The sequence below is a fragment of the Photobacterium rosenbergii genome, assembly GCF_033022775.1.
In the GTDB taxonomy this organism is placed as follows: domain Bacteria; phylum Pseudomonadota; class Gammaproteobacteria; order Enterobacterales; family Vibrionaceae; genus Photobacterium; species Photobacterium rosenbergii_A.
In genome coordinates, this window is the sequence record NZ_JAWJZI010000002.1 from 558,518 (window position 1) to 580,081 (window position 21,564).

A 21,564-nucleotide genomic window follows, 5' to 3' on the forward strand; every position below is an offset into this window, starting at 1 on the left:
AAAGAGGAGTGAGTGTTGAGGCAAATACCTGATGTGATCATATGGTGTAGCCTGGGAATGGCCATGCTGGCGCTTGTGTTGTTTGTTGTGGCTGCAAGGCAGCAGCGGGCAAGAAAGGTTGAACGTAACCTGGCCAATCGTTTGGGTAAAGGTCATCGTCGAGAGCAAGTGCTCCAGCAAGGGCAGCTGTGGTGGAGTAGAACTAAGCGCTATGATCACTCTTTTATTGTCGATGTCATTGGGATGCTGCGTCGAGCTGGATATATATCAAACCGTGAGCAACTGCAGTGCCTGCTCAAGCTTCTAATGCTCTGGTTAGGCATTCAGGCAGCTATGATCGGCTTGTTGGTAGAGGGCGTTGCATCACAGCACCCAGTTGGCTTTATGGTTATCGCTGCTGCGGGTGGGGCTTATGTACTGATCTTGTGGTTGCGTCGTCGTGCAGCTGCAAGGACTCGGTTGATAGATGAAGAAATAATAGTCGGCTTGCAGATGATGAAGAGCTTATGGGAGGTTGGGTTGTCATTGGAAAGCTTGCTTAGGGTCTATACCCAAGAGTTGGCACTAATCACTCCAGAGATCAATAAGGAGTTTCGGTTGGTGCTAAGCAAAATAGAAGCTGGCCAGGATCGAAATATGGTATTTACTGAAGGTGCAAAGGCTACCGACTCGCCTGGTTTGCAGGATGTGCTGACCATGTTTGCTCAGGCTTCGGTTTCAGGAGGAAGCATGTCAAATACTTTCAACCAGTTGACATTGCTGTTACGGGATCGGCGGCGTACGCAATTGCAGGAGAAAGTCACCAAACTTTCTGGACAGATGTCAGTGGTGATGATCGTGTTCCTGTTTCCGGCCTTGCTGGTGGTAATGGCCGGACCCGGTATGATGTTGCTAGGTCAGGCGCTGGGCTAAATGCGCGGAGGAGTATAGAAATGAAAGCAAGGGAAGCTGCAACTCGCTTGTTATTGGTGGTGCTGTTGCTGGGGCTCGGTGGCTGCCAGAATCCGGGGCAAGCAAGCAAACAGAAGATAGAAACAACGGGAAGCTGCGGTGACCGGTTGTCTTCGGAGCAGGGTATGGCGATGTCGATGATCCAGCAGCAAATAATGGGCCGACATTTTTACTCCGCTCTGGCGGAACTTGAGCGCCTGCCTTTGTCGCCTGACACTCGCTTGCTCAAGGCAGACAGTTACCGTCATTTGGGTAAATGGCACCAGGCCGAACCATTGTATAAGCAATTGGTTGGTACCTGCCTGGCGGGGCGGGCCTATCATGGTTTAGGGCTAGTGTCTGCCTATCAGGGCGACACCGATTCGGCGATGGATTGGCTTGAGCAGGCAGTCAGCGCTGCACCGGTTTCGGCTGATATCCGCAATGATTTTGGTTTCTTGCTGCTGGTGATGGGGCAAGACGACAGGGCTTACGATCAGTTGTTTACTGCACTCGAACTTGAGCCCGAGCATCCTAACGCGGGTAAGAACCTTTGGTTTTTGCTGTTGAAAAATGAACAGCACCGCCAGGCCGAGACTTTGGCAAGCCGATATCATTGGGGAGAGCAGACTCAGCAGGAGATGCTTTCTGCCATTAGCCGGTTTAGGCCATTGGCGCTTAACTCTACCATCTCCTTAGGAGAGCAGAAATGAACATATCTTTGATCTTGTATATACAGTGGTTTTGGCTGTTGCTGGCTGGTGTGGCTTTTACTTGTCAGGTACATGCTGGGCTTGATCCCGTAGGGACGAACCAGGAGGATAAGTTGGCACCAAGTGCTGTGCCTAGCGCATCGAGTGGTGATGTCTCTGACTGGGCTTTGGGAAGCGAGCCGGCGATATCTAACCGCCCCCGTCAACATAACCAAGCGCTGGGGAATACCCGGATGTGGCTCAAGTTGCAATCTGGCGGTCAATTGGCCACCAAGCATACCGATAGCTTGTTGCCGGATGCTGCTAATAAGGTAGAGGTTAGAATGCTCAACAGTTTCTCAACACCGATCCCAAGTAGATTTATTTCTGACTCGCTCGGGGGCGGCTAGGATATGGCCTGTCAATATCAGCGGATTTCTTTTCAACGAGGGATGGCAACCGGGTTAATTGTTTTGATGGTAGCTATGATAGCCTGCGTTGCCTTCGCTGTTGATTCTGGGCGGTTGTTGATGGAAAAGCGGCGCCTTCAGGATCAAGCTGATATGGCCGCCTTGGCGGCGGGGCGGCTCGGTTGTTATATTGATGCAGAACATGAAGCAGATGAACTAAAGTCGGCGGTGGAGGCGAACCTAGTAGCAAACGGTTTTGATTTTCATCTCGATGGTAATGAATACACTGTCGGTTTTGGATGGTCAGAGGCCGATTTTTCTCAGGGCTCCTGGGTAATTCACGATAACTCTGACAGCGTACGCGATGCCGCCAGGGTGACCTTGAAAAAGGACGTTTCCGCCAGCCTGTTTCCCCGTCTGTTCTCTGGAACCTCAACTGTTACCCTGATGGCCAATGCTGGAATAAATAAGCAGGCCTGGGTTCGGTTTGGGGTCGGTAGCACAGCGGCGAGTGTGGGAGCGGTGCACAACAGTACGGTAGCACTGGAACTGATAAACCTGATTCTGATGGACTGGGTTGGGGTAGAATTGACAGCATTGTCGTATCGGGAGCTGTTGTCAAGTACTGTCTCGGTCGGCGAGATGAGTGCTTCGGTGGGCGATGATATGGGTGACACCGTGTCTATGGGGGATGTGATCGATGTCCTCAACCAGGTTTCGGCCCTTAGTGCTGAAACCCTAAATACCCTGGATAGCATCAAAATTGCAGCTGGTGACGAAACCCTCTCCTTAGCAGATTTTGTTTCGGTGGTTTCAGAACCGACCGATAACTCGTCGCAATTGGCGAGTGAACTCTCCGCCTATGACTGGCTGTCGGCGTCGTTGTTGGTGGCAGTAACAAATTCTGGCGATGTATTTGATGCGACAGGGTTATTGTCGGAATCGACGGTTACTGCGTTGGGCTTCGATAGCTTGGGCGTTTCTTTGCAGGTGACCGAACCCGCGAAGTTTCAAGTCGGACGGTTACCGGCAGAGGGAGACTATGTAAGTGAAGCCAAAACAGCCCAGCTTGAGCTGGAGCTACAGGTTAATGCTATAAGTATTTTATCTGGGCTAGACCTCGGTATAATCTCGGTAAAAAGTGCGGCTCTAGCTGTAAAGGTCGTTGGGGCTCAGGCCGAGACCAAATTAATGGATATTGATGGTTGCTTTTGGGGTGAGGACAACACGGAGACTGTGGCTTTTGAATTCGAGTCTAAGTCCTCACTACAAGATTTACAGCTCGGGGGGGAAAGCGGTACTAGCCAGCCATTTTCGATTGGGGTTGAAGTACGGCTTGCTGTGATTAAAGTGCCGATAGATATCAATATCAGCGCGGTTTTTACAAATGACTCTGATGTATACTCGCCGCATAGCGAAACTCTACTTGCCAGCGAGGCCTTGCCTAAAACGTTTAGCCATGTAGCGTCTAGCTCTGTGGATGAGATGTTTTCCGATGTATCGTTATCTGCTTCGATTGCCGATGCAGGGAGTATCAGCTCGGTGCTCGGCATTGTGAATGGATTGATTGCGGATGTACTGCTGCCGGGGATTTTGGACCTGGTACTGCAGCCATTAGCGAACACTGTTATCTCCCCTTTGCTGGCCGATCTCGGTGTTGCAGTTGGCGAGGCTGATGTGATTGTCTTCGATATCACCTTTGAAGGTGGCAGGCTGATTGAATAGCCTGTTTGTTCAACCGGATTAAACGAAATCCTGCTGCTGAATATCCCAAGGCCATGCCTCATAGGAACTGTTTCCTGTGGTGTAGGCTATCAGCGTCGATACCGTATCCTTAGCCCTACACCATGAACGACAAATATAAAATTTGGCATTCAACCCAACCCGAATCATGAAATTTCCTCATGTTCTTTGTGAAGCAAAACCAATTTTATTCAACACGTGAACACAGTATAAAAAAGACTGCTCTTAGCGTTAGGTAATTAACGGTTGGGAAAATATAAACAAAACTATCCCCATAAAAAGAGTAAGGAATAAGGTCAGTTGTTTTCAAAGGATATAGGATACCAGTTCACGATGACTAAAGATTTTACATTTGCTATTAAAAGCATTTGTTTTGATGAGAATTATCAACCATCAGACAATACGCGTATCACGACTAATTTTGCTAATTTGGCTCGAGGAAACAGCCGCCAAGCGAACCTTCGCAATGCACTACGAATGATCGACAACCGCTTTAATGCCTTGGCGCATTGGGATAACCCTAATGGTGACCGTTATTCAGTTGAGCTTGAAATCATCTCTGTAGATATGAATATTCAAGGCAATGGTGAAGCCTTTCCATCAATTGAAGTATTGAAAACCAATATTGTTGATCGAAAAACCAACGAGCGTATTGAAGGGATTGTTGGCAATAACTTTTCCTCATATGTAAGAGATTACGATTTTAGTGTTCTGCTGTTAGATCATAACAAGAACCAAGCCCAATTCAGTATTCCAGATAACTTTGGTGAATTGCATGGCAAGCTCTTTAAGTCTTTTGTGAGCTCAGAATCTTACCAGCAGCAATTCAAAAAACCGCCAGTGATCTGTTTGAGCGTGTCGGACAATAAAGTTTATCGTCGCACTGAGAATCAGCATCCTGTGTTGGGCTTCGAATATCAGCCAAATGAGTCGTCATTGACCGAGCAATATTTCAAAAAGATGGGCTTACAGGTTCGCTACTTTATGCCGCCGAACAGCGTTGCACCGTTAGCGTTCTACTTCTTCGGTGATTTGCTCAATGATTACTCAAACCTTGAGTTAATTAGCACGATTAGCACTATGGAGACATTCCAAAAGATTTACCGACCTGAAATTTATAATGCCAATGCGGTTGCCGGTAAGTGTTATCAACCAAACTTGAAGAATTTAGACCACTCGTTAACTCAAATTGTTTACGACCGTAAAGAACGCAGTCAGTTAGCGATTGAGCAGGGGAGATTTGCCGAGCAGCATTTCATCAAACCCTATCAATCTATTCTGGAGCGATGGTCTGAAAATTACGCGTAATCAATAACGAGAATCTGGACGGAAAAACGATGAAAATACTATTACCGACTTCAACGGCGGGAAGCTTACCTAAGCCTTCATGGCTGGCTCAACCTGAAACATTGTGGTCACCATGGAAACTGCAAGGTGACGAGTTGATTGATGGCAAACGCGATGCTTTACGTGTCTCTTTGCATGAACAAGAACTGGCCGGGATTGATATCGTGTGTGACGGCGAGCAAACGCGCCAGCACTTTGTCACCACCTTTATCGAACATCTAAGCGGCGTAGATTTTAATAGTCGCAAAACAGTTAAAATTCGTGACCGTTATGAAGCAAGCGTACCGACGGTAGTGGGGTCGGCGAGTCGCCCAAATTCGGTCTTTGTTGAAGACGCTAAATTCTTACGTCAACAAACTAAAAAACCAATTAAATGGGCGCTGCCCGGTCCAATGACGATGATCGACACCCTTTACGATGATCATTATGGCAGTCGGGAAAAATTGGCATGGGAGTTCGCCAAAATACTTAATCAGGAAGCCAAGGAATTAGAGGCGGCAGGGGTCGATATCATTCAATTTGATGAACCAGCATTTAATGTGTTCTTTGATGAGGTGAATGATTGGGGCATTGCTTGTTTAGAGCGTGCAATCGAAGGATTAAAATGCGAGACGGCAGTACATATCTGCTACGGCTACGGTATTAAAGCCAATACCGACTGGAAGAAAACACTTGGCTCTGAGTGGCGACAATATGAAGAAGTGTTCCCTAAATTGCAGCAGTCGAATATCGATATTATCTCGCTAGAATGTCATAACTCACGAGTGCCTATCGACTTGCTTGAGCTTATTCGAGGCAAGAAAGTGATGGTAGGGGCGATTGATGTCGCCACAAATACCATTGAAACCCCTGAGGAAGTTGCTAGTACATTGCGTAAAGCATTGAAGTATGTTGATGCCGACAAGCTTTATCCTTGCACTAACTGTGGTATGGCGCCTCTGTCACGGGAAGTCTCTACAGCTAAACTTAACGCCTTAAGTGCGGGGGCAGATATTGTGCGAAGAGAGCTTTCTAGTGTGCATCAACCGCGTGCTGCTTTAGTACATCAATAGGGATTATATCTAAGGTAGTTACTTCGCAACTGGCCAATATTACTGGTGGCGCGCAACCTGCCTGCAATGCCTCTTTCCAGCGCTGGGCACATAGGCACCAACGATCGCCGGGGGCGAGGCCGAGAAAGCCAATTTCCGGCCTTGGCGTAGACAAATCATTGCCCTGTGCTTTGGTAAAGGCGAGAAACTCTTCCGTTACCAAGGCACATACGACATGACGACCAGCATCGCTATCATCTGTGCGGCAATAGCCATCCCTAAAAAAGCCGGTTGTAGGCGAGCAGTTACAGAGAGCCAAGGGGCCGCCTAACACGTTAATTTTACCAGTCATGGTCACACCTTGTTTTAGACTCTTTTACAGGCTAAACGATCAAAGTGTAGTTGATAGCTTCTTGCAGCCATCAAGGAAATAAGAGTCGTCAGATTCAACTTCTTTCATCATAGGCTTTTCGAGCTTGTCTGATATCGTCTTGGTGCTGATCTGCCCAAGTGACTAATTGGTACAATGGTTTAACTAAGTCGCGTCCCATTTCTGTCAGGCAATACTCGACTTTTACCGGGACTTCAGGATATACGGTCCTGTTAACATAACCTTCGCGTTCTAAATCTCTTAACGTTTGGGTCAGCATGCGTTGGGAAATTCCTTCCACCCGGGACTTCAGCGCATTAAACCTTTCTGTTCCGTCAACTAAAGCAAACAGAATAAGCATTGACCATTTGTCACCGATCTGCGCGACAACATTGCGTACCGGGCAATCGTCATTGTTATAATAAACGCGTCTTTCTGGCTTGGCTGTTGTTGTCACTTTTCTATTCCTTCTCGCCGTTGGATTGAACACAGGTTACCAAAATGTGCCTACCGCACATTTCGGTGCCTTCTTGTACTGTAGGTTACTATTAATTACTATGGTTATCAATGTATACCTAATTGGAAAAGTGCTTAGGAGTGAGTTATGTGGAAAGCAATGACATGTTTGATTTTTCTATTAGCAAGTAACGTAGTTGATGCCAAAAGTTCTGATAACCTGATCATCGATCTGGATTCACTGCAAAAAACGAATTGGACAGAGCAGGAATTAAACAACGCAAAAATAGTGACTGATTTTGTACAAAACCTTATGAATAATCATAACTTTGAGTATGTTCTGGAGCACTACAACGATAGTGCTTATGTTCAGCACAATAGAAACCTACCGGATAAAATTACCGGGTTAGTGGGCTTTCTTGAAGAGTTTGTAGAGGAATACCCTGACTACACGTATGACGTTAAGCATATCTATGCCGATGGTGACTTCGTGATATTCCATTCTCATGCCACGTTAAATAAAGAAGATAGAGGCAATGATCAAAAAGGCATGAATATTATCGATACCTGGCGCATCGAAGAAGGCAGAATTGTTGAGCATTGGGATTCTATTCAGGCACTTGATTTCTCAATGAGGGTATACTCACTCATCAGTGGCGGCGATATCGCTAACTCGAATGGCGTGTTTTAGGCAGCTAACAGCACTTTATATGAAGCTCTGTATTGATGGTGAGTGACAATGATTGAATACGCATGCCTCACCATGAATATTAGAGCTTTTATATATCTCAATATCTAGGTAACGTCCTCTCTTTTATTTTCCCTCTTCGCACTGCCTAAACTTGGCACCTTTCTTGACTATCTTTCTGTATCAACAGCAGAGTGCTGTTAAATACATGAACTCGCCTTGATGCGGAAGAGATCTGATCATAGGCAGTCAAAGGGAGAGGCAAGATGCGAATCAATTTGAAAAACAAAATCACATTTGCAGCTTTCGCCATGGCGTTGTGGTTTACCTGCGGTGTAGCAGCAAATTCTAAAGCGGAGAATACCCCAAAACAAACACTGGTTTTTGGTGTTGTGCCTCAGCAATCAGCCGCCAAGCTTGCCCAGCAATGGGGGCCGCTGCTCAAGGCATGGAGTGAGGTGACCGGCTTAGATATTCGCTTTGCAACCGCACGAGATATTCCCACTTTTGAGCAGCGCTTGGCCGCTGGCGAGTACGACCTAGCTTACATGAACCCGTACCATTTTACCCTTGTTAACCAGAGTCCAGGCTATACCGCACTTGCAAGAGCGAAAGATAAGCGGATTACAGGGATCATGGTTGCGAAAAAAGATTGGCAGGGAAGGATTGAGGACTTTGATAATGTATTTCTTGCCTTCCCGGCGCCACGCGCCTTTGCCGCATCAATCCTGACCCAATCAGAACTACGCCAGAAGGGGCTCTCCATCTCCCCTAAGTATGTGGGCTCGCACGATTCGGTCTACATGGCTGTAGCAAAAGGCCTCTATCCCGCAGGTGGCGGGGTAATGCGGACTTTCAATAGTTTGGATGTGTCAATCAAGCAGCAACTCACTGTGATTTACCGAACCAATAGCTATACCCCTCACGCTATTGCATTTGCCGATGACTTGGATGGATCAACGGTTTCAGCTTTGCAGCAGAGCATAAATGTATTGAACCAGCACGCTGACGCGAAAGCGGCTTTTGCAAAGCTAAGTATAAAAGGGCTTGAGCCGGCAAAAGACAGTGACTGGGATGATGTCGTCGCACTCGATATCCAATTGTAAGCATCAACAATGCTGAAGCTGAAATTAGTGAGGCTAGGTTATGACACTACGTACAAAAACGATATTTGGTATCGCACTAATAGAAGCCTTGGTGTTGGCCGTTTTGATTTTTACCGGGCTGAAGTGGCTTAAGACTTCTAACGATAGTCGTCTTGAAACGGGCAGCAAACAGCTAGTCAGCGTGTTTGCGAGTGCTTCTCGGGATGCTGTTTTGGCAACGGATTTGGCCTATTTGGACAGTTTTGCACAATCTATTACCGCTGAGCACAATCTTGTCTATGTCCGTATAACTGATCGTAATGGCTTGGAATTAACCCGTCATGGTGACTATCAAAATGTCACAACCCATAACTTACCATCAGAAGTCCATGATGGTGTCTATGATGTCTGTAGCGAGATAGTGGTTGCTGGTGAATATTATGGCAAAGTCGAAATGGGGGTGAGGGTTAAGGATTTTCAAGCCCTAATGTCTCAGGCTACACGAATGAGCTTACTGATTGCTCTAATAGAAATGACCTTGGTTGCTATCTTTTCGTTTGCCCTTGGTACCTATTTATTACGCCGGTTAGAGCAACTAAAAAAAGGGGTAGAGCAAGTTGGTGAAATTGGACCCGGTGGGCAAATTACCATTACGGGTAATGATGAAGTTACCAGGGTTGGTGAAGCATTTAACCAGATGTCACTATCGCTGGCCAATGCACAGGCAGACCTAGCTAAAAAACACCAACAGCAAATTGCATTGACAGAGAAGGTCACAGAGCTTGCTCAAGTTGCAGAGCATGCCCGTGATGTCATTATCATTACTGATGCCAAAGGCTGTATTACCTGGGTTAACCCCGCCTTTGAAGCCCTTACCGGTTACTCAGCAAAAGAGGTATTGGGGAGGCAACCTGGTGAGTTGCTGCAAGGAAAGGGGACAGATAGCGAAACTGTCACGCAGATGTCTGATGCATTAGCTGAAAAGAAAGCGATTAAAGTCGAACTGCTAAATTATACCAAGCAAGGGCAAGCTTACTGGGTTGAGATGGATATTTCGCCTGTGCTGAATGACGCTGGAGAGGTCGTTCGCTTTATTGCTGTTGAGCGTGATATCACCGAGCGCCGCCAAGTCAATAAGCGCCTTGAAGAAGCGTTGGAGCAGGCAACAAAAGCTAACACAGCCAAGTCAGAATTTTTGGCTAATATGAGCCATGAAATCAGAACCCCGATGAATGCGGTAATGGGGCTCAGTGAAATGCTACTGGATAGCGAAGTGACTTCCGAGCAGCGTGAAAAATTGAAAATCATTAATCAATCTGCAGAAAACCTTGTGGCTATCATTAACGATATTTTGGATTACAGCAAAATTGAAGCAGGAAAATTGACCCTCAATGATGCGCCTTTCGATTTGCGTGAGGTATTAGAACAAGCCGTTGAACTGAGCGCTTACCAAGCTAAGAATAAAGGCTTACCAGTGATACTGGATATGACGCCAAGTATCAATACTCAAGTGATCGGTGATAAAGGACGTCTGAACCAAATACTATTAAATCTCCTGGGTAACGCAGTGAAGTTTACCCCCAAAGGCTATGTAAAATTGTCGGTTAAAGAAGATCTTTCAGGTCAAACACCAACTTTCCGGTTTACAGTAGAAGACACAGGGATGGGCATACCGGCAGAACGCCTACCGTTTATCATGGATAAATTTGAGCAGGTCGATAACTCAGCTACGCGTGAATTTGAGGGAACCGGCCTGGGGCTGGCTATTTGCAATCATCTCGTTGCGTTATTCGGCGGTAAGCTGCAGGTTGAATCAGAAGAAGGTAAAGGTTCAACGTTCTCATTTTTAATTGGTTTTAAACCGCAAGCTTCTTATGTCGCAGGTACATTTGATGTGATTGCTCGGGCTGATAATTCTCACTTTGTTGATGAAAGTAAGTTACCTGTTTTAACTGTGCTGTTGGCAGAAGATAGTCAGGTAAACCGCATGTTGGTAGAAGCGATGTTAGCTAACAGCAACTTGAAACTGATTTTTGCCAAAGATGGAGTAGAAGCTGTAGAACTGTATCAACAGCATCAGCCCGATATGGTTATCACGGATATCTCAATGCCGAACAAAGATGGTTACGCTGTCACTAAAGAAATCAGAGAAATGCAGCAAAGTAGTCAATCCAATTGGTGTCCGATCATTGCCTTGTCAGCTCATGCGATGCTAGAAGAGCAAGAAAACTGTCACCAGCGAGGGTTGGATGATTATCTAACTAAGCCGGTTAAGAAAAATGAGCTGGTGGCTATGATCGCGAAGTGGGGTGATCTTGCTGATAGCGCTCCCGAATGTAGTTCAAGATATGTTTAATCTGGCTCTGCGCATGTCTACGGCCAAGGTAGTAAGCGTACATGTCGTGGTATTCGGTATTCTTGTAAGCGGCACGGTAATGGGAAAAATGTTGCTGCTTCCATAAGCTAATTATTAATCGTCACCAGGAGCTCATGGATTAATGAGCTCCTTCAGCCTTCCTCACATGATACCCACCAAATTGTCTAATCAAATTCTACTTTATAAGATGCTAGCTTGCTGAAACTAAACATTATGTTATAACATAACATTAATGGATTGGTTTTATTGAGAAGGTCTTATTAAACATAAGGTTTCAAGGGTATACACAATGAGCAACATCGACGCTCTTTTAGAGCATGCAGAGCAGAGTTGTAAAGCTCGGGGTAAGCAGTTAACAGTTAAAAGAAAGCAGGTGCTACATGGGTTACTGCACTCCCAAAAAGCACTGTCGGCTTATGAGTTGATAGATTATTGCAAGGAGCAATTCAACCATAGCCTGCAAGCGATGTCGGTATACCGAATTTTGGATTTCCTCGAGCAAGAGCATTTAGTTCATAAGCTTAAGGTATCGAATAAATATGTGGCTTGCTCTCATATCCTTTGTGACCATGAACATGGGATCCCGCAATTTTTGATTTGTTCAAGTTGCAATAAAATCAGAGAGTTAACTATTGATAAGGGCATGATAAATAGCCTGAAAGCTAATGCCCGCGAAGAGGGGTTTACTGTGATCAGCCCTCAACTTGAAATTAGTTGTGTATGTGATGAATGTATTAATTCGTAAAGTACATCAACAGAACATAGTGTGAAGAACAATTAGGAAAGGCATTTAGAAATAGCTTTCTACACATGGAGACCATATAGAGTGATGTCATCAACGCTAATTAAAAACGCCAGGGTGGTTAACGAGGGCAAGGTGATTGAAGCCGATGTGCGGATTGTCGGCCAAAAGATTGAAACAGTTGAGAATGACATTTCAGCAAAACAAGCAGACCAAGTGATAGATGCTAAAGGCAGTTATCTATTACCGGGTATGATCGATGATCAAGTCCACTTTCGGGAACCAGGTTTAACGCATAAAGGGTCTATTGCGACGGAATCACGTGCAGCTGTTGCTGGTGGTATAACGAGCTATATGGAAATGCCTAATGTCAGTCCTGCAACGACAACCATTGAAGCGCTCGAAAAAAAATATGCCATTGCAGCGCAAAAATCACTGGCAAACTATTCATTTTATCTAGGAGCGACGGAAGATAATTTAGAGCAAATCAAACGACTTGATCCGACAAGGCATTGTGGTGTCAAAGTCTTTATGGGGGCTTCGACAGGAGACTTGTTAGTGGAGCACCCTCAGGCACTTGATTCAATATTTCGAGAATCACCGGTGCTCATTGTTACCCACTGTGAGAGTGGGCCGGTTATCAGCCAAAATCGTGAAGCTCTTCTTAAAACCAAATCAGAATTGACTATTGCTGACCACCCTAGGTTACGAGATGCGAATGCATGCTTTGCTTCGTCGTCGCATGCAGTTGACCTAGCCAAGAAATATCAAAGCCAGCTCCATGTGCTGCACATCACTACCGAGAAAGAGTTGTCATTGTTCGAGTCAGGCCCTATTCAAAATAAGCATATTACTGCTGAAGCTTGTATTCATCATTTATGGTTTTCTAATCAGGATTATGCCCAGTTGGGTAACCTGATTAAATGTAATCCTGCTATTAAATACCCGTCAGATCGCGATGCGTTAATCCAAGCATTGCATAACAATCAGATCGATATCATCGCAACAGACCATGCGCCACATACCTTGGAAGAAAAGCAAGTTCCCTATGAGCAAGCGCCAGCCGGCCTTCCTTTGGTACAGCACGCCTTGTTAACCTTGTTAGACCATGTAGCTAAGGGGCGGTTGAGCATTACCCAGGTTGTTGAGAAAACAGCGCATAACCCTGCAATACGCTATGCAATCAACGACAGGGGATACATCAAAGAGGGGTATTTCGCTGATTTGGTGTTGGTTGATGAGCATTCACCGACGATTGTGACCCACGAAAACAGCCTTTATCACTGCGGCTGGACGCCTTTTGCGGGCTATCAGTTTTCGTCGAAGATTAAGAGCACTTGGGTAAATGGCCAACAGGTATTTGATGGCGAAAGATTGACTGCCAGCAGTGTGCCAGCGATGGCAATGACATTCGACCGATAATGGCTTGATGAGCAGAGTTACATTAACAAAGATTCAGAAAATAAAATTAAGAGCACATTATGATTAGAAGAAACCCAAGCGGCCACCTGCCAGTTGTCTCTGAAACTGCTTTTATCGACCCAACCGCTATCATTTGTGGCAAAGTCATTATTGAAGATAACGTGTTCATCGGCCCTTACGCGGTCATTCGTGCCGATGAAGTTAATGAAAATGGCGACATGGAGCCTATTTTGATTAAACGTGACACCAACATCCAAGATGGGGTAGTCATTCATTCAAAGGCTGGTGCTGCCGTTACTATCGGAGAACGTTCATCCATTGCCCATCGCTCTATTATTCATGGCCCATGTACAGTGAGCGATGATGTGTTCATCGGTTTCAACTCGGTTGTGTTTAGTACTGTGATTGGTCAAGGCTGTGTGATCCGCCATAACTGTGTTGTTGATGGGCTCGACTTACCAGAGCATTTCCACGTACCGCCAATGACAAACATCGGCGCTGATTTTGACTTAAACAGTATTTCAAAAGTCCCTCCAGAGTATTCCGCTTTCTCGGAATCTGTTGTCTCTGCAAACCATACCCTTGTTCAGGGCTATAGGAGAATTGCAAATGAACTCTGACAATGAACAAATACTCGCGGTACCCACCAATATCGTGACAGGCTTTTTGGGGGTAGGAAAAACATCCGCCATTCTGAATTTGATGAAACACAAACCAGACAATGAACGCTGGGCGGTTCTGGTTAATGAATTTGGCGAAATAGGTGTTGATGGCAGCCTGTTTGAAGGGCAGAGAAGCCAAGAGCAACAGGTGTTTATTCGTGAAGTCCCGGGTGGCTGTATGTGTTGTGCAGCTGGTTTGCCGATGCAAATTGCGCTAAATCAATTGTTATCGGAAGCTAAGCCGGATCGATTACTGATAGAGCCTACAGGGCTTGGCCATCCTAAAGAGGTTTTGCAGGTGCTCTCATCAGAGCATTATCGCAATGTACTTTCATTGCAGAAAACGCTGACCTTGGTCGATGCCAGAAAATTGTCTGACTCTCGATATACTAGCCACGATACCTTTAATCAGCAAATCGCTATTGCCGATACCGTAGTGGGTAATAAAGTCGATCTTTACCAAGGAAACGAAAAAGAGCAGCTTCATGCTTATGTAGAACTACATGGTAAGGCGCATACCCAAGTCATCTTTGCTCAGCATGGAAACATTGCGCTGTCTGAATTTGAAGGGCCAACCGCTGCTCAAGAACAACCGGCACACCATCACCACCATGGTCATTCAAAGCCACTAGTGTCTGAACAACCTATGCCAGAAACGGGGGTGCTTAAGGCAACGAATGAGGGTGAGGGGTTTGTAAGTGTAGGCTGGCGTTTTGCACCGGATAAAGTCTTTAGTCGTCAAAAATTGGTTACTTTACTTGTGAGCTTGAATGTAGAGCGGATGAAAGCGGTATTTATCACTGATTATGGCGTGTTTGGTTACAACCTAACTCCAGACGGGCTGACAGAAGTCGAATTGGATGATTGTATGGAAAGTCGTATCGAGCTTATCTCTGATAACTTAGACGATACACTTGAAGAGCAGATATTTAGTTGTGTAGAGGGTTAACCTTGTATTACCTCTGACAGCCAAGGATCTCTGTCAGAGGTATTACCTAGAGACAATATCACTATTTTGAAATGACAATGTTACCTATAAGTCACTGTTACCTATTGGTCACTGCCTAGTTTCCATTATTCACTTCTTTCAGTACCTCTCCCGTTGCACCACTAGGCAAAGTAATGCCAAGCGTATTCGACAAGGTTGGAGCAATATCATATGGGGTGATCTCGCGTGTCACTTTATTGGCTTCTATACCATTACCTGCGAAGATAACCGGGACATGGGTGTCGTATCGCCACGGTGAACCGTGAGTAGATGCGATAGTTAATCCATCCATATCATTGATATAGGTACGTGGGGTGAATACCAAGTATATGTCACCAGAACGTTGTGGATGGTGGTTATTTGTCACCAGGCGCATTACACGGTTATCAGGCAGTGTATTGCGCATGATATCTGTGCTAGTGACGGCATGTTCTATGCCTTTAACTTTTTCGACTTCTTCTGCAACTGCCCGTTGTACTGCTTCAAGTGAGACCCCTTTGTCTTTAATTACCTCATGGTTGAGATAGATGTACGGTTGTGAGTACAAGCGAATGGCGTCTTCACCCAAGCCAAACTCTTTGTTTAGCCGGCTAACCAGTTGTTCGCTGATAATGGTGTCTTTGTTGAAGTACTTTGCGGTGTTATAGCCTAGTGCGTTCACCGTTGGGGCAGCTTCTGGTACGCCATGATCGGCTGACAGTACGATCAGGGTATTATCCAAGCCGACTTGCTTTTCGACATTCCCCAAGAAGTTAGCCAGCGTCTGATCAAGGCGGATCAAGTTATCTTCTGTTTCGAGGCTTGATGGACCATACATATGGATAACGTAGTCATTAGACGAAAAGCTTACGGCAAGATAATCGGTGAAGTTGCCTTGGCCTAACATTTCTTGCTCAAGCAGCGCCGAGGCAAAATCAGCGGTGAGCTCATCGCCCGCAGGGCTTAGTGTCAGCATGGTGCTGAAATATTGAAAGCTTGAAGGGCCATAAGGGTGCGGGAAAGTTCGCTTGAACCCTGCAAGATCAACCTTTTGCTCTTGCGGACCTTCTTTCAGCGTGTACTTTTCCCTTTCAAGGCTGAGATCCCACTTCTGTTTGCTGTAACGAGCAGGGTAGCCTTGGGCATTCCACTCGGTGACCCAAGCTGGGTATTCATCATAGTAGTAATTGCTGGTGACAAACTCAGACTGGGCTTTAGAGAACCAGAAGGCTTTGCCCGAATGGCCTGCCAATGAAATTGCACCACGATCTTTTACCGATACCGAATAGATTTTTGATTCGCCATTGCTGGCAACCGCCAGTTCATCGCTGAAAGTAGTCGAAAGAATAGGAACCGGTGAGCGGCCATCAAGCTTGGCGGTTTTCTGGGTCGGGTCGATTTCCGTCGACTGATTAACGCCTGCACCTTGGGTCAGCATCGCGTAGTCACCATCTTCGACGTTATAGACCAAGCGCTCTTTTTGACGGTCGTACCAAACGTTGCCGACCATGCCATGGACACTCGGCGGCGCACCTGTCGCCAGAGAAACGTGGCCAACAATGGTCTCGGTATTGCCATGCTGATAATGGGCGTTAGTGTAATAGACGCCTTCGTCCATTAAATAACGGAAGCCTTTATCACCGAAATTGTGTTTATAACGCTCCAGCAAATCACCACGCAGGCCATCAACGGTGATCTGTAAAACTAATTTCGGCGAAGATTGTGGGGCGGCCACAGCATGTGCTGAGAGTAAACTTAAGCTAAGACATAACAGGCGGGGTACTGTTGCTATCTTCATTGATAGAGGCTCCGATATTATTTTTAAGAACACTTGAAGTGTAGAAGAGAAGTTAACTTCTTTCGTTACTGGGATATTAATTGGCGTCTCGAACAAGCCTTAATCCCATGTCCGCCATGATGATGTTTTGGCTGGCAAAATCACGTCGGTAGCTTTCCGATAAGTTTTCATCATAAGCAAAACTGCCACCACGCACTGATTTATGGGCGAGGCCAATTTTGGAATCTTGCGTGTTATTAGGGTTGTCAGTTGGGCCATAGCGGTAGAAACCTTCGTCATAGGCATCAATCACAAACTCACCGACGTTGCCTGTCATGTCGTATAGGCCAAGCTCGTTAGGCATTTTCTGGCCAACAGGGTGAGCGCGGTTATTGGCATTACCGGCATACCAGGCCACATCTTCGATACTGTCTGAGCCGCTATAGGTATAGCCTTGGCTATTGTTGCCCCCTTTGGCGGCAAATTCCCACTCAGCCTCGGTTGGCAGGCGGTAATTGGCTCCCGTTAGGGTGTTGAGTTGCTCGATAAAGTAGTTTGCCTGCTGCCAGCTTAAGTTATTCACCGGCACATCAGGATCGCTGAAATAGCTCATTGAAGAGCCCATCACTGACTCAAATAATGATTGTGTCACTTCGAATTTAGAGATGTAGAAGCTATCAACCGACACGGTTCTGGCTGGCGATTCTGCCTTGCTGGCCTCTGACAAGTTTGAACCCATCTCAAATTGCCCACCGTTGACTAGCACCATATCCGTTTCAATTTGCTTCATCACCGGATGAGGTTCGCTGGCAAACAGATCTTTGTTGATCCAAGTTGCAGCGGCGACCAAGGTGAGCCCTGATAGAGTAATAAATGTAGCCCGTTTTAATGTTGGTGATGGCATAAAGGGTCTCCGTGAATCAACAAACAGATCATTGAATTTAGGAGAAACATTGTATGGAATTTTGCCATACCTAAAGGTTATAAGGGGTATAACAAGCGCCTTGGTGTAGCACGCATTATTATTTACTAACTTAATTGTTCATAAGTAGGTGGAATATGCTGATTACTCAGGGCCCGCAATACAACGGTAAGGCATCAAAGCGATTACATGTAATGGCAAAACCGATTGGCGCCATGTGCAATATTGACTGCACATATTGTTATTACCTGAGTAAGCAGGATTTGCTTGAGTACAAAAAAGGTTGTTCTCCTATGATGGATGAGGGCACCTTGGAAACCTACATCCGACAATATATCGAAGGCCAGAACACGCCAGAAATCATTTTCTCATGGCAGGGCGGTGAACCGACCATGCTGGGTGTTGATTACTTCCGGAAGGTGGTTGAGCTACAAAAGAAGTACCAGCCAAAAGGTGTCGTGATTTCGAACGACCTGCAAACCAACGGGACGCTGCTTAATGATGAGTGGTGTGAGTTTCTGGCCGAAAACAATTTCTTAGTTGGTCTCAGCATCGATGGCCCAGAAATGCTGCATAACGCTTACCGAACTAACAGGGCGGGGCGTGGCACCTTCAAGCAGGTCATGGCTGCCGTTGAGGTACTGCACAAGCACCAAGTGAAATTCGCTACGCTGACCTGCGTGAACAACTTAACGAGCAAGAACCCGTTAGAGGTATACCGCTTCTTGAGAGACGAAGTGAGATCGCCTCAGGTCCAGTTTATCCCCATTGTCGAGCAGAAGACATTCCGTACTACAGCCCCACAGAAATGGAATCCGCACGAGCAATTACGCCAAGGCGATAAGCGTTTAAATCCATGGCACAAGAACTCAGTGGTTGAGCCATGGTGTGTTTCTGCCGAAGGGTGGGGCGACTTCTTGATTGCTGTCTTTGACGAATGGGTACAGCATGATATCGGCAACGTATTCGTTCAGTATTTTGAAGCCAGTGTTGAAACCTGGATGGGGCGAAAGAATCCACTTTGTACTCTGGGTGAGATTTGCGGTAAAGGGCTGGCAATGGAGCCAAATGGTGATGTCTTCACCTGTGACCATTACGTTTACCCAGATTACCGAGTCGGCAATATCCATCATCAAAAAATCGATGTTATGGCTTATTCAGAAGCACAGCAGAAATTTGGTTTTGCTAAATCCCGTTCATTAACCAGCCAGTGCCAGCAGTGCGACTACAAGTTCGCTTGCTTTGGTGAGTGCCCGAAAAACCGATTTATTCGAACCAAAGAAGGTGAGCCAGGCCTGAACTATTTGTGTGCTGGCTGGAAGAAGTTTTTCTCGCATGCGGACAAAGCGATGGCGCTTATTTTGCGGTCAACTGGCCATCCGGTCGCCCATGGAAAATATTCCGATGCCGAATTGAAGAAGGCCATACAAAGGCAAGGCATACCGAACATGTCATCTCGCCAGCCATTATTCCCAACTCGTTTTTAACCTGAGGTAAAGGTAATGCAGAAATCACTGATTGCACTGGTTCTGAGCGCATCATTTGCTTTGCCGATGCTAGCGATGCCTTCGTATGCTGAAACAAAAGTGGATCAAACATCGAGTAAAAACCAGCTAACTCCAGTTCAACAAAGACAAGCAAAGCAGATCCAGCAGTGGGTGATGACCGCGCAGGATCATCGCCAAGATGATGAAAAGCGTGCCGAGGCCTTGCGGCAATTAGCACGTTACCCGAACCAGAATAGCTTGGTTGCCGTTGCGCGTGGCCTTCAAGATGACAACCCGCAGGTAAGAGAAGCTGCTGTGGTGGGTGCTGAGCCTTATCAGTTTGCACACCGCTGGCGGTTGCTCTCGGTGCTGCTTCAAGATAGTGACCAACATGTCCGATTGGCCGCAACCACAAACTTAATTCGAAATTACGGCGAAATGGATGTTGAGCAACAGGCATTAATGGAGGCGGCGACGACGGAGTTAATCAAATACCTCAAAGGGAAGGCCGATCAATCATCCCAGTTGCTGTTGGCCGATATATATCGCTGGCATCAGGAGTTTGATGAAGCGCACCACATCTATAACACCTTACTCGATAGTGATAAACAAAATCCGCAGATTTGGTTAGGACTGGCAGATAACTATCGAGCCCAAGGGGATGACCAGCAAGCGAATAAGGTGCTGGAGCAAGCACAAAAAGCATTGCCAGATGAAGCAAATTTGTTTTATTCCCAAGCGCTGACTTTGGTCAGGCTTGATGAGAAAAAACAAGCTGCAGATGCGATCAGGAAAGCGACTCAACTCTCGCCAGACAACAGCTACTTTTGGTATTTGAATGGGGTATTGCAAGAAGTTTTCAATGTCGACGAAGCAACAACGTCATTTGAAAAAGCCTATGAAATTTCTGGGGCGCCAGAGCAGCTGTATGCCGTGTGTGATATTTACGTGAGATATGGTCATCTCAAAGCTGATGCATGTTTGGAATCACTGGGTAAAGTCGCCCCCGCCTTTGTCATAGACGAACTAAAATCTAAACGGGGCTAATAGACCCACAATTATAAATAATAATGAGGGAGCAAATGCGACCATTAAAATCAGCACTGGCAGTGATGTCAGTATTGTCTTTACCTGTCAATGCGAGTGGCATTTTTCTGCAGGAAGCAGTAACTGCGAATGCAGGTACAGCGGGAGCGGGGGATGGTGTTTATACAGGGTCGGCTGCGGCGATGTGGGTCAACCCGGCGACGATGAGCGGAATGGGTGAGAGCCTCACGACGTTTAATTTGCTTGGGTTTGATCTCGAAATGAAATATCGGGACAACGGTGATAATGGCGACGGTAAAGCCCACTCGGTGCTGCCATCAGCTGGTGCATTCCATGCCCGCCAGGTGACCGATGATCTCCATGTCGGTATTGCCCTGGGTGCCGTTGGAGGCTCGAGCTTGTCATATGGCACTGATTGGGCAGGTGCTGCAGCACTGGATAAAATCACGTTGACAGCTATGCAGATCAACCCTGCCGTCAGTTACCAAATCAACCCGCGGTGGTCGGTTGGCGCTGGGGTTCAGCTGAGCTGGGCGTCTTTAGAGCAATCTACAAGCTTGCTCGATATCGATAAAGATACTGATTGGGCGTTTGGTGCCAACTTCGGCGTCATGTATCAGCACGATGAAAGGTTGGTATTGGGAGCGAGCTACCGTACAAAGTTGGATCATGAATTTGGTACTCGTGTATCAGGGCCAATTGATGGTCCAATTTTCAGTAGTCTGCGTACAGACATAACTGTTCCAGCTATTGCAGATATCAGCGCCAGTTATGCGGTCAACCCGAAGTTAGATCTACTAGCTTCCGTGCAGTGGCACCAGTGGAGTGAGTGGGATAATACGGTGATGGAGTTTGGTCTTTTTGCCGGCCAAACGAGTACGGCTACGATTGATCGTGATTGGGACGATGTGTGGAAGTTTGCCTTTGGTGCTGATTATCAGTTAAACAGCCAGTGGCGATGGAAAGCGGGCTTCTCGTACGAAACATCCCCACAAGATGATCCAACTAAGCAATGGGTAGATGTGCCTGTTGGCGAGCAATATCGTTACTCGGTGGGTGCAGCGACGAAATGGAATGATGTCACTGTCGATATGTTCTATGAGTACGCTGATTTGGGTGAAGTGGATATTAATCGAAGCTTTGGCGAGCTTCCATTGAATGGTATCAACGGTACCTTCGACAGCCGGATTCACTTCTTGGGTGTGAGTTTTACCTACTAAATTTGAATTAATCACTTATAAAAAAAAGCCAAATCATGATGATTTGGCTTTTTCTTTGTTTCTAATATGTCTTTTTAACACTGATTGACGTACTTGCTTTAAGTGCATTTGGGCTAATAATTTAACTTGCTGAGAATGGCTCATCACTTATCCTTGAGGGGTATAAAATGAAAGTGGATTATATAAGTG

Annotated in this window: 19 protein-coding genes and 1 pseudogene; 16 read left to right on the top strand and 4 right to left on the bottom strand. The window is 46.2% G+C overall.

Annotation, left to right across the window (positions count from 1 at the left end; translation table 11 throughout):
- Positions 1-12: 12 nt before the first annotated feature.
- The 6 genes from R2X38_RS06695 (at position 13) to R2X38_RS06720 (ending at position 6,174) form a co-directional block, all read left to right on the top strand.
- Positions 13-912, top strand: coding sequence for a type II secretion system F family protein (locus R2X38_RS06695; RefSeq protein WP_317521400.1), 900 nt, complete (start codon positions 13-15; stop codon positions 910-912).
- Positions 913-932: 20 nt separating this feature from the next.
- Positions 933-1,643: a hypothetical protein gene (locus R2X38_RS06700; protein ID WP_317521401.1), complete on the top strand. Its 711-nt coding sequence runs from the start codon at positions 933-935 to the stop codon at positions 1,641-1,643.
- A complete protein-coding gene (locus R2X38_RS06705; protein ID WP_317521402.1) occupies positions 1,640-2,032 on the top strand; it encodes a DUF3613 domain-containing protein in 393 nt (130 codons plus the stop codon). The genes R2X38_RS06700 and R2X38_RS06705 overlap by 4 nt, the downstream gene beginning before the upstream one ends.
- 42 nt (positions 2,033-2,074) lie before the next feature.
- Positions 2,075-3,757 (top strand): pilus assembly protein TadG-related protein, encoded by a 1,683-nt coding sequence (locus R2X38_RS06710; RefSeq protein ID WP_317521694.1) that lies wholly within the window; start codon positions 2,075-2,077, stop codon positions 3,755-3,757.
- A 351-nt stretch (positions 3,758-4,108) separates the two neighbouring features.
- A complete protein-coding gene (locus R2X38_RS06715; RefSeq protein ID WP_317521403.1) occupies positions 4,109-5,083 on the top strand; it encodes a DUF1852 domain-containing protein in 975 nt (324 codons plus the stop codon).
- Positions 5,084-5,112: 29 nt separating this feature from the next.
- Positions 5,113-6,174: a methionine synthase gene (locus R2X38_RS06720; protein WP_317521404.1), complete on the top strand. Its 1,062-nt coding sequence runs from the start codon at positions 5,113-5,115 to the stop codon at positions 6,172-6,174.
- On the opposite strand, the gene R2X38_RS06725 is transcribed toward R2X38_RS06720, so the two are convergent.
- Both R2X38_RS06725 and R2X38_RS06730 read right to left on the bottom strand, forming a co-directional pair.
- Positions 6,134-6,505, bottom strand: coding sequence for a DUF2237 domain-containing protein (locus tag R2X38_RS06725; RefSeq protein ID WP_317521405.1), 372 nt, complete (start codon positions 6,503-6,505; stop codon positions 6,134-6,136). The two genes, R2X38_RS06720 and R2X38_RS06725, sit on opposite strands and share 41 nt — an antisense overlap.
- Positions 6,506-6,599: 94 nt before the next feature.
- Positions 6,600-6,980: a helix-turn-helix domain-containing protein gene (locus R2X38_RS06730; protein WP_317521406.1), complete on the bottom strand. Its 381-nt coding sequence runs from the start codon at positions 6,978-6,980 to the stop codon at positions 6,600-6,602.
- 147 nt (positions 6,981-7,127) lie between these two features.
- On the opposite strand from R2X38_RS06730, the gene R2X38_RS06735 reads away from it, so the two are divergent.
- The 7 genes from R2X38_RS06735 to R2X38_RS06765 all read left to right on the top strand — a co-directional run bounded on the left by R2X38_RS06735 (position 7,128) and on the right by R2X38_RS06765 (position 14,904).
- Complete coding sequence (locus R2X38_RS06735; protein WP_317521408.1) at positions 7,128-7,670, top strand: nuclear transport factor 2 family protein; 543 nt, start codon at positions 7,128-7,130, stop codon at positions 7,668-7,670.
- Positions 7,671-7,933: 263 nt separating this feature from the next.
- Complete coding sequence (locus tag R2X38_RS06740; RefSeq protein ID WP_411184748.1) at positions 7,934-8,773, top strand: phosphate/phosphite/phosphonate ABC transporter substrate-binding protein; 840 nt, start codon at positions 7,934-7,936, stop codon at positions 8,771-8,773.
- Between the two features lie 40 nt (positions 8,774-8,813).
- Positions 8,814-11,108: an ATP-binding protein gene (locus tag R2X38_RS06745; RefSeq protein ID WP_317521409.1), complete on the top strand. Its 2,295-nt coding sequence runs from the start codon at positions 8,814-8,816 to the stop codon at positions 11,106-11,108.
- A 310-nt stretch (positions 11,109-11,418) separates the two neighbouring features.
- A complete protein-coding gene (locus tag R2X38_RS06750; protein ID WP_317521410.1) occupies positions 11,419-11,874 on the top strand; it encodes a Fur family transcriptional regulator in 456 nt (151 codons plus the stop codon).
- An 84-nt stretch (positions 11,875-11,958) separates the two neighbouring features.
- Positions 11,959-13,293 (top strand): dihydroorotase, encoded by a 1,335-nt coding sequence (locus R2X38_RS06755; RefSeq protein ID WP_317521696.1) that lies wholly within the window; start codon positions 11,959-11,961, stop codon positions 13,291-13,293.
- A 59-nt stretch (positions 13,294-13,352) separates the two neighbouring features.
- Positions 13,353-13,913 (top strand): DapH/DapD/GlmU-related protein, encoded by a 561-nt coding sequence (locus R2X38_RS06760; protein WP_317521411.1) that lies wholly within the window; start codon positions 13,353-13,355, stop codon positions 13,911-13,913.
- The gene (locus tag R2X38_RS06765; RefSeq protein ID WP_317521412.1) at positions 13,903-14,904 is read left to right on the top strand and encodes a GTP-binding protein; all 1,002 of its coding nucleotides are present in this window, start codon (positions 13,903-13,905) and stop codon (positions 14,902-14,904) included. Before R2X38_RS06760 ends, R2X38_RS06765 begins: the two co-directional genes overlap by 11 nt.
- Before the next feature lie 115 nt (positions 14,905-15,019).
- Here the strand turns inward: R2X38_RS06765 and R2X38_RS06770 are convergent, their stop codons facing one another.
- Both R2X38_RS06770 and R2X38_RS06775 read right to left on the bottom strand, forming a co-directional pair.
- Positions 15,020-16,720, bottom strand: a complete 1,701-nt coding sequence (locus R2X38_RS06770; RefSeq protein WP_317521413.1) for an alkaline phosphatase family protein — start codon at positions 16,718-16,720, stop codon at positions 15,020-15,022.
- A 76-nt stretch (positions 16,721-16,796) separates the two neighbouring features.
- Positions 16,797-17,498 (bottom strand): annotated as a pseudogene (locus R2X38_RS06775) (formylglycine-generating enzyme family protein); the annotation flags it as partial.
- A gap of 260 nt (positions 17,499-17,758) precedes the next feature.
- On the opposite strand from R2X38_RS06775, the gene R2X38_RS06780 reads away from it, so the two are divergent.
- The 3 genes from R2X38_RS06780 to R2X38_RS06790 are packed head-to-tail and all read left to right on the top strand — an operon-like array spanning position 17,759 to position 21,375.
- Complete coding sequence (locus tag R2X38_RS06780; RefSeq protein ID WP_317521414.1) at positions 17,759-19,108, top strand: anaerobic sulfatase maturase; 1,350 nt, start codon at positions 17,759-17,761, stop codon at positions 19,106-19,108.
- Positions 19,109-19,123: 15 nt separating this feature from the next.
- The gene (locus R2X38_RS06785) at positions 19,124-20,155 is read left to right on the top strand and encodes a tetratricopeptide repeat protein (protein ID WP_317521415.1); all 1,032 of its coding nucleotides are present in this window, start codon (positions 19,124-19,126) and stop codon (positions 20,153-20,155) included.
- 35 nt (positions 20,156-20,190) lie between these two features.
- Positions 20,191-21,375 (top strand): OmpP1/FadL family transporter, encoded by a 1,185-nt coding sequence (locus tag R2X38_RS06790; RefSeq protein WP_317521416.1) that lies wholly within the window; start codon positions 20,191-20,193, stop codon positions 21,373-21,375.
- Positions 21,376-21,564 lie beyond the last annotated feature (189 nt).